This is a genomic window from Halomonas sp. HMF6819, assembly GCF_044335525.1.
GTDB lineage: Bacteria > Pseudomonadota > Gammaproteobacteria > Pseudomonadales > Halomonadaceae > Vreelandella.
Genome location: NZ_JBIQVY010000004.1, coordinates 164,928 through 182,515 on the forward strand (window position 1 = coordinate 164,928; position 17,588 = coordinate 182,515).

The window sequence follows — 17,588 nt, forward strand, 5'->3', positions numbered from 1 at the left end:
CGACGTCGCTAAAGAATACGTAGGCACCCCGAGTGAGTTAACCGTAGTGGTTTTTTAATCAAAGCGCTATCAGGGCACCAGATAAAGGCTGAGCAGCGCAAAGCCGTAGCCGATAAGCGCCCCCGCCAGCACATCGCTTGCGTAGTGAAGCCCAAGCCCTACCCGCGAAATCGCGATCAGCGCGCTAAGCGGCAGCACGACGACCAAAAGCCAGGGCGTGTGGGCGGCCACCATCACGCTGAACATCACCGCGTGCATGGTGTGCCCGCTTGGAAAACTGTAGCGGTCGCGGGCAGGCTCGCCGCAGTGAACGCCGCCCAGATAGGTAATGAACGGGCGCTCGCGGCAAAGCCGGGTCTTGATCAGCCGGTAGACCGTCAGCGCCAGCAGCGCGATGGCGCTGTACTGCAGCATCCGCCGGCTGCCGTTCGGGGTAAGCCAAGGCTGGGCCGCAATGAGCGCCACCCATACCGGCCAATCGCCCAGCCGGCTGGCGGTTTGCAGTACGCGCCGCCACACCGGATTCAGCGAAAGCCGGGTGACGCGCTGGCAAAAGCGCCACTCCCACGTATCAAGACGATCGAATGCGACAAGCGGGCGAGAGCGCATGATGGGCCTCCTGGGCGGTATGCAAGTAACGCTTGAACTGTTCGGCGATGCCGCTCCAGCCGTGCTCCAGTACGCTGAGCCGGGCCGCTCGGCCAAGGCGCGCGTAGTCCGCCGGATGCTGGCAGAGTTTGGCGGCGGCCTGATGAAACCCCCTGGGGTCGTCGGGGGCGATACTCAGGCCGTTATGGCCGTGCTGAATCAGCTCGGCGCTGGCGGCGTGATCGAAGGCCACCACCGCCAAACCGCTGGCCATGGCCTCGGTGATGACGTTGCCCCAGGTTTCGGATAGCGAAGGAAACACGAAGATATCGGCGCTGGCGTAGTGGCGGGCGAGGCTCGGCTGATCCAGAAAGCCGGTGAAGTGGGCCTGGGGCAGCGCTTTTTGCAGCTGCGCCCGCGCCGGGCCGTCGCCGACGATCACCTGCGCCATGTCCGGGCGCACCTCGCGCATGGCCTGGAACGTCTCGACCAGCAGCGTCAGGTTTTTCTCTGCCGCCAGCCGCCCGGCGTAGAGCGCCACGCTCTGGTGCTCGGTTACGCCCCACTGATCGCGCAGGGCGTCGTCGTGGTGGGCCGGCGAGAAGTGCTCGCCGTCGATCCCGCGGGAGAGCACGCTGACATCGCGAATGCCCGCCCCGCGCAGGGTGCTGGCCTGGGCGTGGGTGGGCACCAGCGTCAGCGCGCAGCCGTTGTGGAAGTGGCGCAAATAGCGAAGGGTCGCCGCGCTCAGCCAGCCGATACCGTAGTCGTGGCAGTAGTGGTCGAAGTTGGTGTGCCAGCCCGCCACGCACACGATGCCGAGCTTGCGTGCCGCCCGGCGCGCGGCCAGCCCCAGCGGGCCCTGGGTCGCAAGGTAGACGGCATCCGGCGGATGCGTTTGCCAAAAACGCGTGAGCATCCCAGGCGTTGCCAGGCCCACCTGAACCTCGGCGTAGCCGGGTAGCGGCAGCCGGTAGACCTGAAGCTCTTCGCCCGGCGTCGAGCGCGGCTTGTTGGAGCGCGGGGCGGGGCGCACGACATCGACCTGAACGTCCAAACGGTCGAGTTCGCAGGCCAAGCGGTTGAGCGTATGGGCCACGCCGTTGATATCCGGTGCCCAGGTTTCACTCACTATACAAAGCCGCATCGCTGTCGTCCCTTGCCCAAGGTGTGAGCCAAGTGTGGCAAGAGACGATGACAGCGGCAGGACAATCGAGTGAACAACTCGTGACAGACAGGCGCTGCGTGCCTAAAGCGCTATCAAAGCGCGGGTGTTGGTGCGGCGCCGAAAACGGTCATGAAGTGAAGCACGGTGATGACGACGCCGAAGACCCCGACCAGCCAGACCCCGGCGACGCCCCCCGGGGCGATAAACCCTGCCCTGGCGTCAGGGCGCTGGCGCGATTTCCAGATCAGCAGGGCCGGGATGATGCACGTCCAGAAGGCGGCGGCAGCGCCGGCATAGCCGATCGCCAGCACGAAGCCGAAGGGCACGAACAGCGAGGCGAGCAGTGGCGGCACAAAGGTCGCGATCGAGGTCTTGGCGCGGCCGGGTCGATCATCGGAGAAGCCGAGCAGATCGGCCATGAAATCGAAAAGCCCCAGCCCGACCCCGATGAAGGAGGAGAAGATGGCCGCCGCCGAGAAGACGCTGAGCATCTTCAGCGCTAAAGGCGTCGTGCCGATGTCGGCGAGGGTGGCGAGCAGCACATCCACATTGCCGCCTTCGGCCAGCACCGGGGCGAACGCCGGGCGGGGAACGTTGCCGAAGACGCTGGACATCCAGATCAGATAGAACACCAGCGCGACCAGCGTGCCGCCGAGAATTGCCTTCTGGGCCTGGGTCTCGCCGCCGTAGTATTTGCGCAGCGAGAAGACCGACATGTGGTAGCCGAAGGAGGTCAGCGCCACCGGCAGCAGGGCGAGGGCGTAGGGAAACCAGCCGAGCTGGCGGTCGATATCCACGAAGGCCAGCGACAGGTCGATATGCGAGAAAAGGCTGAAAATGCCGCCCGCGAAGCTCGCGATCATGAAGACGACCAGCACGACCGAGATCCGGTCGACGGCCCGCGTGGAGTGGAAGACGGCGTAGGCGAAAATCGCCACGAACGCGATCGAGGCCGAGTGACGGCCAATGGGCGTGATCCCGGCAAGAATCAGACCGGCACTGGTGATGTAGGCGTAAAGAAGGATCGCGCCCACGAAGTAAACGGCCAGGTTATTGATGCCATTGACGTGTTTTCCCAGAAGGTCCCGGGTGATGGTGCTGAAGGAGGCATCAATATCGTAGTGTTTGAGCACTTCCAACAGCAGCCAGCCGGAGATCGTCATGACCAGCATGGTCAGCAGCAGGGCCAGCGTGGACCAGAGCAGCCAGCCACCGGCGCCTGCGGTTGGAAGCCCCAGTATGCCCGCGCCAACACAGACACCGGCGATGATGCTAATGCCGCCCAGCAGGGTAGGCTTTTTTGTCATTGGAGTCGTCCTTAAGAGGGCCGACGAGCCCCCCGGTGCGTCGGGGACACGACAAGCCCGTTGGATTGCCGCCCTGGTGTCATCGAGTACTAATGTCATCGAGTACAAGCGTCATCGAGCGCCAAGGCGTTGTCTATGGCGATGAAAGTGGTTAGAGATCGGCTCTCACCGACCACAGCTCCGGGAAGAACTGCAGCTCCAGCGCTTTCTTGAGATAGCCCACGCCCGAGGTGCCGCCGGTGCCGGTGCGCTGGCCGATGATGCGCTCCACCGTTTTCATGTGGCTGAAGCGCCACTTGTGGAAATTGTATTCGGTATCGATCAGCTTCTCGGCGAGTTCGTAAAGATCCCAGTGACGCTCCGAGTGGCGGTAGATGGTTGACCAGGCGGCCTCGACTTCGGGCGAGGCGACATAAGGCGTCGACCAGTCGCGCGCAAGCGTCGCCGCCGGCAGCTCGAAGCCGCGCCGCGCCAGCAGCTGCAGGCAGACATCATAGAGGCTGGGAGCCGCCAGCACGTCTTGCAGGCGCTGGTAGTGGGTAGGGTGGCGGCGGTGCGCCTCGGCCAAACGGGGGTGCTTGTTGCCGAGCAGAAACTCGAGCTCGCGGTACTGGTACGACTGAAATCCCGAACTCTGACCGAGGCTATCGCGAAAGGCGAGATAGTCCGAAGGCGTCATGGTGGCGAGCACTTCCCAGGCGTTGATCATCTGCGCCTGGATACGCGCTACCCGGGTGAGCATCTTGAACGCCGGGCGCAGCTCATCGGTCTCGATCGCCCGGGCCGCCGCGTGGGCCTCGTGCAGGCACTGCTTCAGCCACAGCTCCGAGACCTGGTGAATGATCACGAACAGCATCTCGTCGTGCTGATCGCTGATCGGGTTCTGACAGGTGAGCAGCGGTGCCAGATCCAGGTATTCGCCGTAGCTCATGGGCTGGTCCCAATGCACCTGCTGCTCGTTGTCCAGATCGACGGCGCCGCGATCAGAAGGGGTCGGAGTGTCGTCATGCATGGGGGGTATCTCCCGTGTCTTGATCGAGCGTCGCCTCGGCGTGCTCGAGAATGTCGAAATGATCGCGCTGCGCCAATAGGGTGACCGTGGCCGGTACGCCATCGTGGCGGGCCTTTGTCGCCAGCGCTTCGCCCTGCTGCTGAAACACCGGCGGGTCCTGCTCGCCGTGGATCAGCTCCAGCGCCGGTAGCCCGGTCAGCGGCTGGCACAAGGGGCTCAGTCGAGTCGCGCGGGTGTCGTCCAGGTCGAGCGGGTGGGCGATCGAGGTGCCGAGCAGCGGGCGCAGGTCGTAGACGCCGCTGATCAGCCACAAGCCTTCGACCGACCGGCGGCATTCCGGCGCACGGCAGCTCATCAGCGCCAGATGCGCGCCGGCGCTATGGCCGCCCAGGCGTGCCCGGTCGCCCAGATCGAGCGTCTCGCGCTGGTCGAGCAGGTAGCGCACCCCGTTGATGCACTCTTCGATCTGCGTCTCCAGGGAGGCGTTTGGCGCCAGCGGGTAGTTCAGTGAGGCAAAGGCCCAGCCGCGCGCCAGCCAGCGCTTTGCCATGAAATCGGTGGCGGTGGCGTCGAGCGCCTGCCAGTAGCCGCCGTGGAGAAAGATCATCAGCGGCCAGGGCCCGTCGCCCGTTGGCCGATGCAAGTGCAGCCAGGCGTGGTCAGCGTCGCCATAGGCCAGGCGCAGCGGTGGGCGCATCTCGCGAAGCGCTCGGCCCTGTTCGGCCTGGTGCGCCAGGCTCGCATCGGCATCGCGCGCCCACTGGCTGGGCGAGTGGGCATGTTCGCGGGCGTCGAGATCCTGCCCTTCAAGAGCCTGTCCTTCAAGGCCCTGCCCGTCGAAACCCTGCCCGTCCGGCATCAGGTCACCTCCGTGCGGGTCTGAAAGCGCGGGTCGCGATACTCGCCGCCCTCGACGACCTCGCGGAACTGCTCGGCCGCGTGCCAGACATCGGCATGGCTGAGATAGAGCGGCGTGAAACCGAAACGCATCAACCCAGGCTCGCGGTAGTCGCCGATCACGCCGCGTTTGATCAAGGCCTGCACGACGGCGTAGCCGTGCTCACGCTGCACCAGGCCCACCTGGCTGCCGCGCTGTTCCGGGGCGGGCGTGATGTCCTCGATGCCGTGGGCATCAAAAAGATCGGCGAGGCAGGCGCGGAAGAGGTCGGTCAGCGCCAGACTCTTGGCGCGCAGCGCCGTCATGTCCACGCCTTGCCATAGCGTCAGCGAGGCTTCGAGCGGGGCGTAGGCCAGTGCCGAATGAGTACCGGTACGAAAACGCGTCATTCCCGAGGCGGGCGCGTAGTCGGCCTCAAACGCGAAGGGCTTGGCATGGCCGTGCCAGCCCGACAGCGGCTGCCATCCGGCCTGCTGGCAATCGCTGCGCACATAGAGAAACCCCGGTGCGCCCGGGCCGCCGTTGAGGTACTTGTAGGTGCAGCCGACGGCGTAACGAGCGCCGCTGCCGGCGAGGTCGACCGCTAAAGCGCCCGCCGAGTGGGCCAGGTCCCAGATCACCTCGGCACCCTTTGCGTGAACGCGACGAGTGACATCCGCCATGTCGCGCAGTTGGCCGGTGCGGTAGTTGACCTGGCTCAGCACCACCACTGCCACCTGATCGTTCAGGTGCTCCTCAAGCGGCGCGCCTTCGGGCAGCACGCCATGCTCGAAGCCGGCGCTGCGGCAGAATCCCTCGGCGATGTAGCCATCGGCGGGAAAGTTGCCGCCTTCGCTGAGGATGACCGGCCGAGCGCGCCCCTGGCGTTCGGTGATGTAGCCAAGCAGCTTGAACAGGTTGAGGGTGATGGTATCGCTGACCAGCACCTCACCCTTGCCGGCGCCGATCAGCGGTGCCAGCAGATCGCCCAGGCGCTCGGGGGCATCGAACCAGCCCTCGTTCCAGCCACCGACCAGCGAGTCGCGCCACTGGTCCCGCGCCTTGTCGAGTGCCTGGCGGGCAGCTTGCGGCTGCGCTCCCAGCGAGTTGCCGTCGAGATAGAGCATGCCCTCGGGCAAAGCGAAGTGGGCCTTGAAGTTGGCGAGCGTGTCCTGTTCGTCCAGCTTTTGGGCGTCGGTGAGCGTAGGGCGCATCGGCATATCCTGTCGTGTCGAAGATTCACCCCTAGTGTAAGACGGTCGGAGCGCTGCGGATTTGCGTTGTTTTGCGTAATATTGGCAAATAGTGATAGGTAAACGAGCTTTAACGTGGAGATATGCAAAATGTATGCACCGGACGCCTTTGATCGCCGTTTGCTGCACACCCTGCAGCGTGTGCCCCGCCAGACGCTGACGGAGCTTGCCGAGCGCGTCAACCTCTCCCCCAGCCAGTGCTCGCGACGCATTACCCGGCTCGAGGAAAATGGGATCATTCAGGGCCACGCCTTGCGGCTGGCGCCACAGGCGCTGGGGCTCATGGTGACGGCGTTCATCACGGTATCGATGGAGAAGTCACGGCTGGAAGCGCCGCGTGAGACGATCGCCTCGCTGCTCGCCTGCGACGAAGTGATCGATTGCCACTCGACCACCGGAAGCCATGATTTCATCCTCAAGGTGAAGGTGGCGGATCTCGCCGAGTTGTCCCACTTTCTGTCGTCGGTGGTGAGCCCGATTCCGGGGGTGCGCGACGTGGCCACTCAGGTGGCGCTGGAGTGCTTCAAGGAAGCCGGCCCGCTCAAGGTCATGTACTGAACATGGCCGACACGCAACAGCGTGCAAGACACTCCTTACGCGTTAAATATTTAATTCGTATTAAAAAAAATAACATATTAGATAATCTTTATTTTTATTCTCTCATCCATGAAACGTTAAGATTTATGTCATAAAACCTGGTTAGGGTTTCCATCGCCAAGGGACAGGCCGTTGATCGAGTGGCGGATTCACTGCGCCGGCCACGCGCTTATTTTTAAAAGATCAGGCAGCACGACGGCTGCTCACTGCAATGGGAACCTTCATGTTTAAGAAAACGCTACTGGCCCTGACGCTGGGTGGTTTGTTCGCAGGCGCCACCGCCCAGGCCGCCACGGTTTACGACGAAGACGGAACGAAGGTCAATCTGTACGGCCGCATCGCCATGGGGTTCGAAGGCGGTGGTGTAGGAGACGGCGTGGACAACGGCGCGGAGTTTCGTGATTACAGCTCGCGCCTTGGCTTCAAGCTGAGCCAGCAAATCACCCGCGACTTGACCGCCTTTGGCCGCCTGGAGTGGCGCTTCAACGGTGACGAGCGCAGCCGCCCCGGCTTCAAGGAAGTACGCAAGAGCTACATCGGTATCGAGAGCGACACCTTCGGTACGTTTACCGCGGGTAACTTCGACAGCTTCTACGACAACTTCGTCATGGGCGTCTTCGATGTTTACGTCGCCGAAGGCTATGAGTTCGCTGGCGGCGGCCTGCAAGCCCGCGGCGACTCCATCGGCTACCAGTCGCCGGATATCAACGGCTTCCAGGCCGTACTCGCGGTCAAGCACTTTTCTGAGCGCGGCCTGACCGTCGACGAGCAAACCGATGAAGGCAGCGGCTTCTCGTCTCAAGGCGGCATCGGCTATCAGGCAGGCCCCCTGGGCCTAGCGTTGGGCTTCGTGGATGACGACGTTCGCGGTGGCGGCAACAACCAGATGCGTTTCGGCGCCACGGCGGCGTTCGATGCGACTGAAGAGTTCCAGCTGCGCGCAGGCTTCGAAACCCGCGACGATAGCGATGTTTACGGCGGTGGGTTCGACCGCTACGGCCTCGGGGCCACCTACGCCGTCGGTGCGACCGCCTTCTACGGCGATGTCTACCATATCGATTCCGACGATGTCGACGACACGCGCAATGCCTGGGCGCTGGGCACGCTGCACAACCTGACCGACAATTTCGACCTCTTCGCCGAGCTCTACGACGGCGACCGCGATTCGCTCGGCAATGTCGACGACGAGGACCTCTACTACGCCCTGGGCGCCCGCTACTACTTCTAACCTGCGTTTAAACCAGAGACGGCTCTTTTAACGACGGCGTCAACAAGCGCCGGCTCTGACCCGTAGTGCGTCGCCCGCCGGGCGTTTTCGCGCGAGGTAGCGTGCCGATCATGCTGGCACTGCGTTGATCGATCCTTTTGGCCGGTACAAGACGTTCGTACCGGCCTTTTTGGCTTAGGCTCTGTCTGAAAAGTGTCTGCGCTCGACAATACGGCGTTAAAAATTGGCTCAGAATACTCATTTACACGGTGTAAACTCCGTTTCTTCGCCAATTTTTGCCTTGTCTTATCTTCGCTCAACGGCTTTTCAGACAGACCCTAGCGCTCGTCGTCGCGCTGATCGATGGTCTTTCGATAGCCGTCGATGAACGGCCGTTCGGCCTTGTCGATTCTATCCATGTTGGCGACCACGCGGTGCCAGTAGGGGTACTGTGGCGCCGGGCGCGTCGCCGCCTCGATGCGCTCGACCTCCTCTGGTGTAAGCGTCATTTCGGCAGCGGCCAGGTCGTCCTTCAGGTGCTCTTCGCTGCGCGCGCCGACGATCAAGGAGGTCACGCCGGGGCGGTCCTTCAGCCAGGCCAGGCACGTGCGCGGAATCGAGGCGTTGTGGGCCTGGCCGATCTCGGCGAGCAGCTCGATGATGTCGTAGGCGCGCTCCATGTCGTGGACGTAGGGCTCCGGCCAGCCGTTGCCCTGGCGGGTGCCCTCCGGTGCCTTCTGGCCGCGGCGCACCTTGCCGTTGAACAGCCCCTCGCCCAGCGGCCCCCACACCAGCGTGCCGACGTTCTGGTCGATGGCCAGCGGCATCAGCTCATACTCCGCCTCGCGGGATTCCGGGGTGTAGTAGATCTGCTGGCTGATTGGGCCGGGCACGCGGTTGAGCTCGGCCTTACCGAGGGTCTTCATCATCTGCCAGCCGGTGAAGTTCGAGGTGCCGTGGTAGCGGATCTTGCCGCTCTGAATCAGATGATCCAGCGCGTAGAGCATCTCCTCGACCGGCGTTACGCCGTCCCAGTTGTGGATCTGGTAAAGGTCGATGTGGTCAGTCCCCAGGCGCTTCAAACTCGCCTCGCAGGCCTGAATCAGGTGATAGCGCGAAAAGCCGCTGTGATTGGGGTTATCCCCTAGCGGGCTTCGCGCCTTGGAGGCGAGGATAACGTCCTGGCGCTTGTCGCCCAGCGCCTTGCCGACGATCTCCTCGGTCTCGCCCATTGAGTAGAGATCGGCGGTATCGATCATGTTCACACCGGCATCGAGGGCCAGGTCGATCTGACGTTTGGCGCCGGCGACATCGACGCTCGCCGCCTTCTCGAAGCCGCCGCTGCCGCCAAAGGGCACGGTACCAAGCACGATTTCCGACACCAGCAGGCCGGAGTTTCCCAACGGGCGATATTTCATTTCGCAGCATCCTTGTTGAACGAAAGTGTGAGCCTCTACCGTGAGGCCAAGCCGTAAGCTTGGGAGATGCGCGGGCGTTGTCAAGGTGATGCCTGGTTCGATGACCGCGTTGGCGGCCAGAGCATCGCTCGATAAACGCTCGACAGCGTGTCGACAAGAGGGCTCATAAAAGTGTTATTACTGGTCAAGGCGACTTCAAGACAACATCGATAAACGCTTCCAATGAAAACACCTACAACCTTACAAGGAGTTGGCATGCTCGTTTCCCGCACTGCGTTACCCGCTGGCGTCGTCCTGCTTGCGCTGGCGCCCGCTGCCCTGGCCGCCCCCTTTACGCTGACGATCTACCACACCAACGACCTGCACGGGCGCACCGACCAGTACCCGCAGCTTGTCAGCGCCCTCGAGCAGGCGCGCAGCGAGTACGGCGAAGGGCTGTTGCTCGACGCCGGCGATATTTTCTCCGGCACGCTCTACTTCAACGCGTTCAAGGGGCTGGACGCCGTCGAGTTCATGAATGCGATGGGAGTGGACGCCTTCGTTCCCGGCAACCACGAGTTCGACCTGAACGCCCCGGAAAACGGCCACCAGGCGCTGGCGGCGCTGTTCGAGGCCGCGGAGTTTCCCATTCTGGGCGCCAATCTGGACTTCACCGGCGCGCCGGAGTTTAGCGAGCTGCTGGGTGAATCGATCAGCGCCGAGCCGCAGCCGGGGCATCTTTATGACGGCGTGATCCTCGAGCAGGGCGGTGAGCGCATTGGCGTGTTCGGGCTGAGCACTCAGTCGAGCGAGAGCGTCTCGAGCCCGGGTAACGTCACTATTGGCGACTACCGCGCGGCGGCCGAGGCGATGGTCGAGGCGTTCGAAACCCAGGGCGTGAACAAGGTCGTCGCGCTAACGCATCTGGGCTTCGACAGCGACCCGGCAGTAGGCAACGACCGGCTGCTCGCCCAGCACGTCGAGGGGATCGACGTGATCATCGGCGGGCACAGCCACACCCGGCTCGAGCCGCCCGTGACCGTGGCCGAGAACGACCGTGGCGAGGCGAAGGCGCCCACGGTCATCGGTCAGGCGAACGAGTACGGCCAGTACCTAGGCGTGATGCAGGTTACCTTCGATGACGACGGCGTAGTGACGGATTCAAGCGGCGAGCTGCTGGCGGCAGAGGACTTCGAGCCGGACCCGGATGCCGACGCGATGCTCGCGCCTTATACCGCTCAAATCGAGGAGCTGCGCGACGCCGAGGTGGGCGTCACGCTCGACGAGACCTTGCCCAACCCACGCCACGGAAACGGCGACGAACAGAGCGTGCGTGCCAATGAAACCGCGCTGGGTAACCTAATCGCGGATGGCCAGCTTGCCGCCGCGCGCCGGGTGAACCCGGAGACCGTGCTGGCGCTGCAAAACGGCGGCGGCGTGCGCGAGCCGATTCCACAAGGCCCCGTGACTGTGGGTGAGCTGATCGCCGTGCAGCCCTTCGGCAATCGCCTGACGCTGATGGACCTGACCGGCGCCGAGCTTTTGGACACTTTCGAGATCGCGCTGGCCGGCGCTCCGGAGGAGAGCGGCGCGTTTTTGCAAATCTCCCAGGGCACCGAGGTGGTGTATGACAGCTCCGAGCCTGCTGGCGAGCGCGTGGTGAGCCTGAAGGTGACCGAGAACGGCGCGCTCACCGATATCGACCCGGCGCGCACCTACGTGGTCGCCACCAACAACTTCACCGCCGCCGGTGGCGATAGCCACACCGCGCTTGAAGGCGCGCATGAGGATGATCGTAGCCACATCGTCGGCAATACCGACTGGGAAATGCTGCGCGACTACCTGGTGGAGCAGGGCGAGATCGCGCCCCGAGTGGAAGGGCGCATCGTCGATGTGGCAGGGGAGTGAGAGTGAGTGAGCGAGTAAGCGCTTACTTGCTCGTCAGCCGGTGCGCTGACCGCTTTCACGGTTGAACGGGTGTAGAGCGCTGCGGGCGATATAAAAGCGCAGCGTCTCGCCCTCGTTCACCGGGGGCTCGCCGCCGCCGGTGCGGATCACCGTGGGCTGCTCGCTGCCCGCCAGACGCACGTACAGATGGCTTTCAGCACCGGCGGCTTCGAAAAGCTCGAGGGTGGCGTCGATGACCAGGTGCGGGGCGCTGGGGGCACTAAGATGCATATCGTCCGGGCGGATGCCGACGATATCGGTGCCGGCGGGCAGGTCGTCGAGCAGGTTGTCGGCGCTTCGCGTGGCCAGATACTCGACGGGCAGCATGTTCATCGCCGGCGAGCCGATGAAGCCGGCTACGAACATGCTCGCCGGGCTGTTGAAGATCTCCATTGGCGTGCCCACCTGTTCGATCTTTCCGGCGTTGAGCACGACCAGCCGGTCGCCCAGGGTCATGGCTTCCAACTGGTCGTGGGTGACGTAGAGGCTGGTGGTCTTGAGTCGGCGCTGTAACTGTTTGATCTCGACGCGCATCTGTACGCGCAGCTTGGCGTCCAGATTCGATAGCGGCTCGTCGAACAAAAACGCCGCTGGCTCGCGCACCAGTGCCCGGCCCATGGCCACCCGCTGGCGCTGGCCGCCGGAGAGGTTGCGCGGTTTGCGCTGAAGGTACTCCTCGATCTCGAGCATCTTCGCGGCCTTGCGCACACGCTCCTCGATCGCGGGCTTTTTGAAGCCGCGGTTTTTCAGCCCGTAGGCGAGGTTGTTATACACCGTCATGTGTGGGTAGAGCGCGTAGTTTTGAAACACCATGGCGATGTCGCGTTCGGCAGGCTCTAACGTGTTGACCACCCGGTCACCGATCTTGAGCGTGCCTTCAGAAATCGTCTCGAGCCCCGCTACCATGCGTAAAAGCGTGGATTTACCGCAGCCCGACGGACCCACCAGCACCACGAACTCGCCGTCTTCGATGGCAAGGTCGATGCCTTTGACGGCCTGCACGCCGCCGGCGTAGGTCTTCTTGATTCCTTCCAGGGTGATACTGGCCATGCTATTTCTCCGTCTCGGTCAGGCCTTTCACGAACAGTTTCTGCATCAACAGCACCACCATCACCGGCGGCACCATGGCCAGCATCACGGTGGCCATGATCAAATTCCACGCCGGTACCCGATCGGACGAGGCCATCAGGCGCTTGATCCCCAGCACGACGGTATAGAAATCCTCGTCGGTGGTGACCAGCAGCGGCCACAGGTACTGCACCCAGCCGTAGATGAACATGATCACGAACAGCGCGGCGATATTGGTGATCGATACCGGCAGCAGGATGTCCTTGAAGAACTTCATCGGCCCGGCGCCGTCGACACGGCTCGCCTCCATCAGCTCCTCGGGCACGGTCATGAAAAACTGGCGAAACAGAAACGTCGCCGTGGCCGAAGCGATCAGCGGCAGCGTCAGCCCGGCGTAGGAGTTGAGCATGCCAAGATTCGCGACCACCGCGTAGGTGGGGATGATGCGCACCTCCACCGGCAGCATCAGCGTGATGAAGATGATCCAGAACGCCAGCAGGCGAAAGCGAAAGCGAAAGTAGACGATGGCGAAGGCCGAGAGAATCGAGATCGCGATCTTGCCGATGGCAATGGTGAGCGCCATGATCGTCGAGTTGCCCAGCATCAGCCAAAGCGGCGGGGCGCCAGCGACCTGCCAGCCCGAGCCGAGCATCTGTGAGTAGGTGTCCCACAGGTTGTCGCCGGGGGTGAGCGGCAGCACCCCGCGCACGAAGGCGCCGGGTTCGTGGGTCGAGGCAATGAACGCCACGTACACCGGAAATGCCACGACCAGCACGCCGAGAATCAACACCGCGTGGGTCAGAATATTCAGGAAGGGTCTGTTTTCGACCATTGTTAAGACCTTTGCGCTAGTAGTTGACCCGGCGTTCCACGTAACGGAACTGGATGAAGGTCAGAAGAATCACGATGCCCATCAACAGCACCGACTGGGCCGACGACGAGCCAATGTTGAGCCCCGCCACGCCGTCGGTATAGACCTTGTAGACCAGCGTCATGGTCGCCTGGCCCGGCCCGCCGCCGGTGGTGGCGTCGATCACCCCGAAGGTGTCGAACATCACGTAGTTGATGTTGATGATCAGCAAAAAGAAGGTGGTCGGCGACAGCAGCGGAAAGACGATGCTCCAAAAGCGCTTGAAGGGCGTGGCGCCGTCGATGGCGGCAGCCTCGATCAGCGATTTGGGCACCGACTGAAGCCCGGCCAGAAAGAACAGGAAGTTGTAGGAGATCTGCTTCCAGGCCGCCGCGATGGTGATCAGTATCATCGCCTGGTTGCCGGAGACCCGGTGATTCCAGTTAATGTCGAACCAGTCGAGCACGTGGGGCAAAAGCCCGATGGTCGGGTTGAACAGAAACCACCACAGCACCCCGGCCACCACCGGCGCCACCGCGTAGGGCCAGACCAGCAGCGTGGTGTAGAACTTCGCGCTTCTCAGCACCCGGTTGACGCACACCGCCAGCAACAGCGCCAACCCCATGGAGAGCACCGTGACCGAGACGGCAAAGATCGCCGTGCGCCCCAGAGCGTTCAAGTAGCTTGGATCACTCAGAATGCGTGCGTAGTTCGAAAGGCCCACGAAGGTGGTCTTGAAGCCGAAGGCGCCGGTGCGCTCGAAGCTCGACTTCACCGCTTGGCTCGCCGGCCAGATGAAGAACACCAGCGTGATAATGAGCTGCGGCGCCAACAGGCAGTAGGGAAGCCACCGGTTCTGATAGGTGGAGCGTTTGGTCTGCATGATGAATCCTGTATTACGAGCGCCCGGAAAAGCCGTCCCGTGGGCCCCACCTTGAAAGTGAAAGGCAGGCCCAGGGGAAGGCTCTCACGACGAACCCCGGCGTAAGGGCCGGGGTTCGTGAGACGATCAAGCGTTAGTTATTGGCCGACTCGAAATCGCGCAGGATCTGGTTGCCGCGCTCTACCGCGTCATCCAGCGCTTCCTGGCCAGTCTTGTCGCCCGCCAGCACCGCCTGGAACTCTTCGTCGAGCACCATGCGTACCTGCGGGTAGTTGCCAAAGCGCAGGCCCTTGGAGTTCTCGGTGGGCTCGTTCAGGTTGATCTGCTCGATGGCGAGATCCGCGCCCGGGTTCTCCTCGTAGTAGCCCTGCTCCTGGCTCAGCTCATACGCGGCGGTGGTGATCGGCAGATAGCCGGTGCCCTGGTGCCACTCGGCCTGTACTTCAGGAAGCGACAGGTACTCCAAAAACTCTGCGACGCCGGCGTACTCGTCGTCTTCATGACCGGAGAGCACCCACAGGGTCGCGCCGCCGATGATCGAGTTCTGCGGGGCGCCCTCGACGTCATCGTAGTAGGGCAGCATGCCGAAACCGACTTCGAAATCGGAGTTGGCCAGCACGTCGGCGCGCGAGGCCGAGGAGTTCATGTACATCGCGCAGTCGCCGGCGTAGAACGAGGGCGCAGCGTCCGGGCCGTTGGCGGGGCCGGCGTAGCTGTAGACGCCGCTGTCGCTCCACTCCTTCAACTGATCCCAGAAGCGCGCCTGCACCTCGCCGTTGAAGACGAACTCGGTGTCCATGCCGCCAAAGCCGTTCTCTTTAGTGCCGATCGGCTGGTTGTGCAGCGCCGAGAAGTTCTCGAGGCCGATCCAGTTGGCCGCGTAGGCCATGGTGAAACCACACGACGCCGCGCCTTCGTCGACGATCTGTTGACCCATCTCGCCCATTTCCGCCCAGGTGGTCGGCGGGGTTTCCGGATCGAGTCCGGCGGCCTCGAAGGCGTCCTTGTTGTAGTAGAGGATCGGCGTCGAGGAGTTGAACGGCATCGAAAGCATGTTGCCGTCGGTGTCGGTGTAGTAGCCAGTCACTACGGGCAGATAGTTGTCCGCATCGAATTCGTTGCCGTGCGCTTCCATCAGCTCGAAGACGGGGTAGATGGCGCCCTGGGCGGCCATCATGGTGCCGGTGCCGACTTCATAGATCTGTACCAGGTGCGGCTGTTCGCCGGCGCGGAAGGCGGCGATGGTGTTGACCATGGTCGCTTCGTACTCGCCCCGGTAGGAGGGCGTGACCTGGTACTCATCCTGTGTGGCGTTGAAGTCCTCGGCCAGCGCGCTTAGGCGCTCGCCGAGCTCGCCGCCCATGGAGTGCCACCAGGTGATCTCGGTGGTGGCCTGGGCGGACATGCTCAGGGTGGCCGCGGCGATACCGACGGATAACGCGCGTAACGTGAAACGAGACATACATCACTCCTTGTAGGCCCGGGCAGGGCCGGGCGGCGCAGTACGTTTATTGAGCTTGTGGGGTGCACTGAACAGTAGTGAGTCTATATGACAAATTGATGAACGATAACCGGACAAAGGTTCAAGGCTCATGCCACTTTGGCAGTAGGCGAGCGCGGTGGGCAGTGCTAGGGTGGGGCAACGCGCTTAACCCGAGACACGTCATGACGAATGCAGAATCGCTTCTTTCCCAACTCATCGCCTTTGATACCACCTCCCGCGGCTCCAATCTGGCGCTGATCGAATTCGTCGAAGGTTATCTGGCCGAGTACGGCGTCGCCTCCGAGCGGGTGATGAGCCCCTGTCATACCAAGGCGAATCTGATCGCGCGCATCGGCCCGGACGCGCCGGGTGGGGTGATGCTGTCGGGCCATACCGACGTGGTGCCGGTCGAGGGCCAGCCCTGGTCGACGGACCCGTTCACGCTTCACGACGGCGGCGACGGCCGGCTTTACGGTCGTGGAAGCTGTGACATGAAGGGCTTTATCGCCTGCGCGCTGGCCATGGTGCCCGAGTGGGTAAAAGCACCGCTTGCTCAGCCCATCTACTTTGGCTTCTCTTATGACGAGGAGATCGGCTGTGTCGGCGCGCCGGACCTGATCAAGCGCTTTTACGAGCACTACTCCACCACCGCCCACGTCATCGTCGGCGAGCCGACACTGATGCAGCCGGTGGTGGCACAAAAAGGCGCGACCAACCTGCGTACCACCGTTACCGGGGTCGAGGCGCACAGCAGTCAGGTCAATCAGGGCACCTCGGCGATCCACGTGGCCGCGCGGCTGGTGAGTTTCATCGAGGACACCATGGCGGCGCTGGTGGAAGAGGGCCGGGTGGACGACGCCTTCAACGTGCCCCACACCAGCCTGCACGTGGGCAGAATAAAGGGCGGCACGGCGATCAACATCATGGCTCGCGAATGCACCTTCGAGTGGGAGATCCGCCACCTGCCGACCGAGACGTTCGACGAGGTGTTTGCCCGTTTCACGCAGTACGCCGATTCGCTCAAGGCAGAGCTTGCGGCGCGCGGCAAGCAGGTTGTGATCGACACCGAGGCGCTCAACGTCACCGTGCCGGGCCTGGCCGATCGCGACAACGCCGCCGTGCTGCGCCTGGCAAAGGATCATCTGCCCAATGAGTGCTGCAACCACGCGGTGGCCTACGCCACCGAGGCCGGCCAGTTCCAGGGCCAGGGGCTTCAAACGATCATCCTCGGCCCCGGCAGCATCGCCCAGGCCCACCAGCCGGACGAGTACATCGAGAAAAGCGAGCTTGAGGCGTGCGTCGAATTCATGAACCGGATGGGCCGGGCCCTGGAAGCACCATTCGAGGGGTGATCGCTGAGCTGTTCGAGGCAACTGTCGGTAGTGTCGGGTAGCCCGTAGCGAGGGTCTTTCGCCAGGGAGGGCGAAAGTAGCGTACAGGGAGGTATTCACAGCGCCCTCGCGTAGGGCTACCCGACACGGTAAAAGGCCACCAACGAAAACACCCGCCATGAGCGGGTGTTTTGGGTATCGCCAAACGTTTCTGTCAGGGCGAGGAGTGCTCTTCGAAAAGCTCCGCCTTGGCGTCGCGCATGACCTCCTCGCAGGCCTGCTGATGGGCAAGCTGGGTAATCAGACCCTGGGTGACTTCGAAGCCTTTCATCAGGCAGGTATCCACCTCGGCGAGACTAATGGCCGGCGTTACGTGACAGTCGATTCTGACCGTACGGCCGCCGCCCTGAAGGCGATCAGCGAAGCGCCGCAGTCGCCAGGCAAGTCGTTCTTTCCATCGGGCCGCGTCTACCGCGCCCTCGTTTACGCTAAACGTGCACTGCCATTCCGGTCTGTATACCTTCATGCGAACCTCCGCTGCGTCTGGAAAGATAGTTGGGTCGTGTGTCGTACTCCGTCTTTTTGGCAATGTGACTCTGCTACTATACCCACATTGACCG

Annotated in this window: 16 protein-coding genes; 4 read left to right on the plus strand and 12 right to left on the minus strand. The window is 63.0% G+C overall.

Going from position 1 to position 17,588, the window contains the following annotated elements:
* Nucleotides 1-69: 69 nt before the first annotated feature.
* The 6 genes from ACGLWX_RS13060 to kynU form a co-directional block, all read right to left on the minus strand.
* The gene (locus ACGLWX_RS13060; protein WP_396240235.1) at nucleotides 70-609 is read right to left on the minus strand and encodes a phosphatase PAP2 family protein; all 540 of its coding nucleotides are present in this window, start codon (nucleotides 607-609) and stop codon (nucleotides 70-72) included.
* Entirely contained in the window at nucleotides 572-1,735 is a 1,164-nt protein-coding gene (locus tag ACGLWX_RS13065; RefSeq protein WP_396240237.1) for a glycosyltransferase family 4 protein, read from the minus strand. The genes ACGLWX_RS13060 and ACGLWX_RS13065 overlap by 38 nt, the downstream gene beginning before the upstream one ends.
* A gap of 113 nt (nucleotides 1,736-1,848) precedes the next feature.
* The gene (locus ACGLWX_RS13070; protein WP_396240239.1) at nucleotides 1,849-3,063 is read right to left on the minus strand and encodes an aromatic amino acid transport family protein; all 1,215 of its coding nucleotides are present in this window, start codon (nucleotides 3,061-3,063) and stop codon (nucleotides 1,849-1,851) included.
* 151 nt (nucleotides 3,064-3,214) lie between these two features.
* Nucleotides 3,215-4,075, minus strand: a complete 861-nt coding sequence (gene kynA / locus ACGLWX_RS13075; RefSeq protein WP_396240241.1) for a tryptophan 2,3-dioxygenase — start codon at nucleotides 4,073-4,075, stop codon at nucleotides 3,215-3,217.
* A complete protein-coding gene (locus ACGLWX_RS13080) occupies nucleotides 4,068-4,934 on the minus strand; it encodes an alpha/beta hydrolase (RefSeq protein WP_396240243.1) in 867 nt (288 codons plus the stop codon). The genes kynA and ACGLWX_RS13080 overlap by 8 nt, the downstream gene beginning before the upstream one ends.
* Nucleotides 4,934-6,166, minus strand: a complete 1,233-nt coding sequence (gene kynU / locus ACGLWX_RS13085; protein ID WP_396240245.1) for a kynureninase — start codon at nucleotides 6,164-6,166, stop codon at nucleotides 4,934-4,936. The genes ACGLWX_RS13080 and kynU overlap by 1 nt, the downstream gene beginning before the upstream one ends.
* A gap of 114 nt (nucleotides 6,167-6,280) precedes the next feature.
* Between kynU and ACGLWX_RS13090 the strand changes: the two genes are divergently transcribed.
* Together ACGLWX_RS13090 and ACGLWX_RS13095 are read left to right on the plus strand one after the other, a co-directional pair.
* Entirely contained in the window at nucleotides 6,281-6,763 is a 483-nt protein-coding gene (locus ACGLWX_RS13090) for an Lrp/AsnC family transcriptional regulator (RefSeq protein ID WP_396240247.1), read from the plus strand.
* Nucleotides 6,764-7,025: 262 nt separating this feature from the next.
* Nucleotides 7,026-8,030, plus strand: a complete 1,005-nt coding sequence (locus tag ACGLWX_RS13095; RefSeq protein WP_396240249.1) for a porin — start codon at nucleotides 7,026-7,028, stop codon at nucleotides 8,028-8,030.
* Between the two features lie 317 nt (nucleotides 8,031-8,347).
* Here ACGLWX_RS13095 and ACGLWX_RS13100 read toward each other — a convergent pair whose 3' ends face one another.
* Entirely contained in the window at nucleotides 8,348-9,427 is a 1,080-nt protein-coding gene (locus ACGLWX_RS13100; protein ID WP_396240251.1) for an aldo/keto reductase, read from the minus strand.
* A gap of 255 nt (nucleotides 9,428-9,682) precedes the next feature.
* Here ACGLWX_RS13100 and ACGLWX_RS13105 point away from each other — a divergent pair, with 255 nt between their 5' ends.
* A complete protein-coding gene (locus ACGLWX_RS13105; RefSeq protein ID WP_396240253.1) occupies nucleotides 9,683-11,314 on the plus strand; it encodes a bifunctional metallophosphatase/5'-nucleotidase in 1,632 nt (543 codons plus the stop codon).
* Nucleotides 11,315-11,347: 33 nt separating this feature from the next.
* Here the strand turns inward: ACGLWX_RS13105 and ACGLWX_RS13110 are convergent, their stop codons facing one another.
* The 4 genes from ACGLWX_RS13110 to ugpB form a co-directional block, all read right to left on the minus strand.
* Entirely contained in the window at nucleotides 11,348-12,403 is a 1,056-nt protein-coding gene (locus ACGLWX_RS13110; protein ID WP_396240255.1) for a sn-glycerol-3-phosphate import ATP-binding protein UgpC, read from the minus strand.
* Between the two features lies 1 nt (nucleotide 12,404).
* Nucleotides 12,405-13,253 (minus strand): sn-glycerol-3-phosphate ABC transporter permease UgpE, encoded by an 849-nt coding sequence (gene ugpE / locus ACGLWX_RS13115; protein ID WP_396240257.1) that lies wholly within the window; start codon nucleotides 13,251-13,253, stop codon nucleotides 12,405-12,407.
* Nucleotides 13,254-13,269: 16 nt separating this feature from the next.
* Nucleotides 13,270-14,154: a sn-glycerol-3-phosphate ABC transporter permease UgpA gene (ugpA, locus tag ACGLWX_RS13120; protein WP_396240259.1), complete on the minus strand. Its 885-nt coding sequence runs from the start codon at nucleotides 14,152-14,154 to the stop codon at nucleotides 13,270-13,272.
* Between the two features lie 133 nt (nucleotides 14,155-14,287).
* On the minus strand, nucleotides 14,288-15,616 hold the full coding sequence (gene ugpB / locus ACGLWX_RS13125; protein WP_396240261.1) for a sn-glycerol-3-phosphate ABC transporter substrate-binding protein UgpB: 1,329 nt from the start codon (nucleotides 15,614-15,616) through the stop codon (nucleotides 14,288-14,290).
* A 203-nt stretch (nucleotides 15,617-15,819) separates the two neighbouring features.
* Between ugpB and argE the strand changes: the two genes are divergently transcribed.
* Nucleotides 15,820-16,989, plus strand: a complete 1,170-nt coding sequence (gene argE / locus ACGLWX_RS13130) for an acetylornithine deacetylase (RefSeq protein WP_396240263.1) — start codon at nucleotides 15,820-15,822, stop codon at nucleotides 16,987-16,989.
* Between the two features lie 193 nt (nucleotides 16,990-17,182).
* On the opposite strand, the gene ACGLWX_RS13135 is transcribed toward argE, so the two are convergent.
* Complete coding sequence (locus ACGLWX_RS13135; RefSeq protein ID WP_252105936.1) at nucleotides 17,183-17,494, minus strand: hypothetical protein; 312 nt, start codon at nucleotides 17,492-17,494, stop codon at nucleotides 17,183-17,185.
* Nucleotides 17,495-17,588 lie beyond the last annotated feature (94 nt).

Excerpts from the sequence above, each read along its gene's own strand:
- ACGLWX_RS13060 (WP_396240235.1), bottom strand. The coding sequence starts at position 609 with ATGCGCTCTCGCCCGCTTGTCGCATTCGATCGTCTTGATACGTGGGAG.
- ACGLWX_RS13065 (WP_396240237.1), bottom strand. The coding sequence starts at position 1,735 with ATGCGGCTTTGTATAGTGAGTGAAACCTGGGCACCGGATATCAACGGC.
- ACGLWX_RS13070 (WP_396240239.1), bottom strand. The coding sequence starts at position 3,063 with ATGACAAAAAAGCCTACCCTGCTGGGCGGCATTAGCATCATCGCCGGT.
- kynA (WP_396240241.1), bottom strand. The coding sequence starts at position 4,075 with ATGCATGACGACACTCCGACCCCTTCTGATCGCGGCGCCGTCGATCTG.
- ACGLWX_RS13080 (WP_396240243.1), bottom strand. The coding sequence starts at position 4,934 with ATGCCGGACGGGCAGGGTTTCGACGGGCAGGGCCTTGAAGGACAGGCT.
- kynU (WP_396240245.1), bottom strand. The coding sequence starts at position 6,166 with ATGCGCCCTACGCTCACCGACGCCCAAAAGCTGGACGAACAGGACACG.
- ACGLWX_RS13095 (WP_396240249.1), top strand. The coding sequence starts at position 7,026 with ATGTTTAAGAAAACGCTACTGGCCCTGACGCTGGGTGGTTTGTTCGCA.
- ACGLWX_RS13100 (WP_396240251.1), bottom strand. The coding sequence starts at position 9,427 with ATGAAATATCGCCCGTTGGGAAACTCCGGCCTGCTGGTGTCGGAAATC.
- ACGLWX_RS13105 (WP_396240253.1), top strand. The coding sequence starts at position 9,683 with ATGCTCGTTTCCCGCACTGCGTTACCCGCTGGCGTCGTCCTGCTTGCG.
- ACGLWX_RS13110 (WP_396240255.1), bottom strand. The coding sequence starts at position 12,403 with ATGGCCAGTATCACCCTGGAAGGAATCAAGAAGACCTACGCCGGCGGC.
- ugpE (WP_396240257.1), bottom strand. The coding sequence starts at position 13,253 with ATGGTCGAAAACAGACCCTTCCTGAATATTCTGACCCACGCGGTGTTG.
- ugpA (WP_396240259.1), bottom strand. The coding sequence starts at position 14,154 with ATGCAGACCAAACGCTCCACCTATCAGAACCGGTGGCTTCCCTACTGC.
- ugpB (WP_396240261.1), bottom strand. The coding sequence starts at position 15,616 with ATGTCTCGTTTCACGTTACGCGCGTTATCCGTCGGTATCGCCGCGGCC.
- argE (WP_396240263.1), top strand. The coding sequence starts at position 15,820 with ATGACGAATGCAGAATCGCTTCTTTCCCAACTCATCGCCTTTGATACC.
- ACGLWX_RS13135 (WP_252105936.1), bottom strand. The coding sequence starts at position 17,494 with ATGAAGGTATACAGACCGGAATGGCAGTGCACGTTTAGCGTAAACGAG.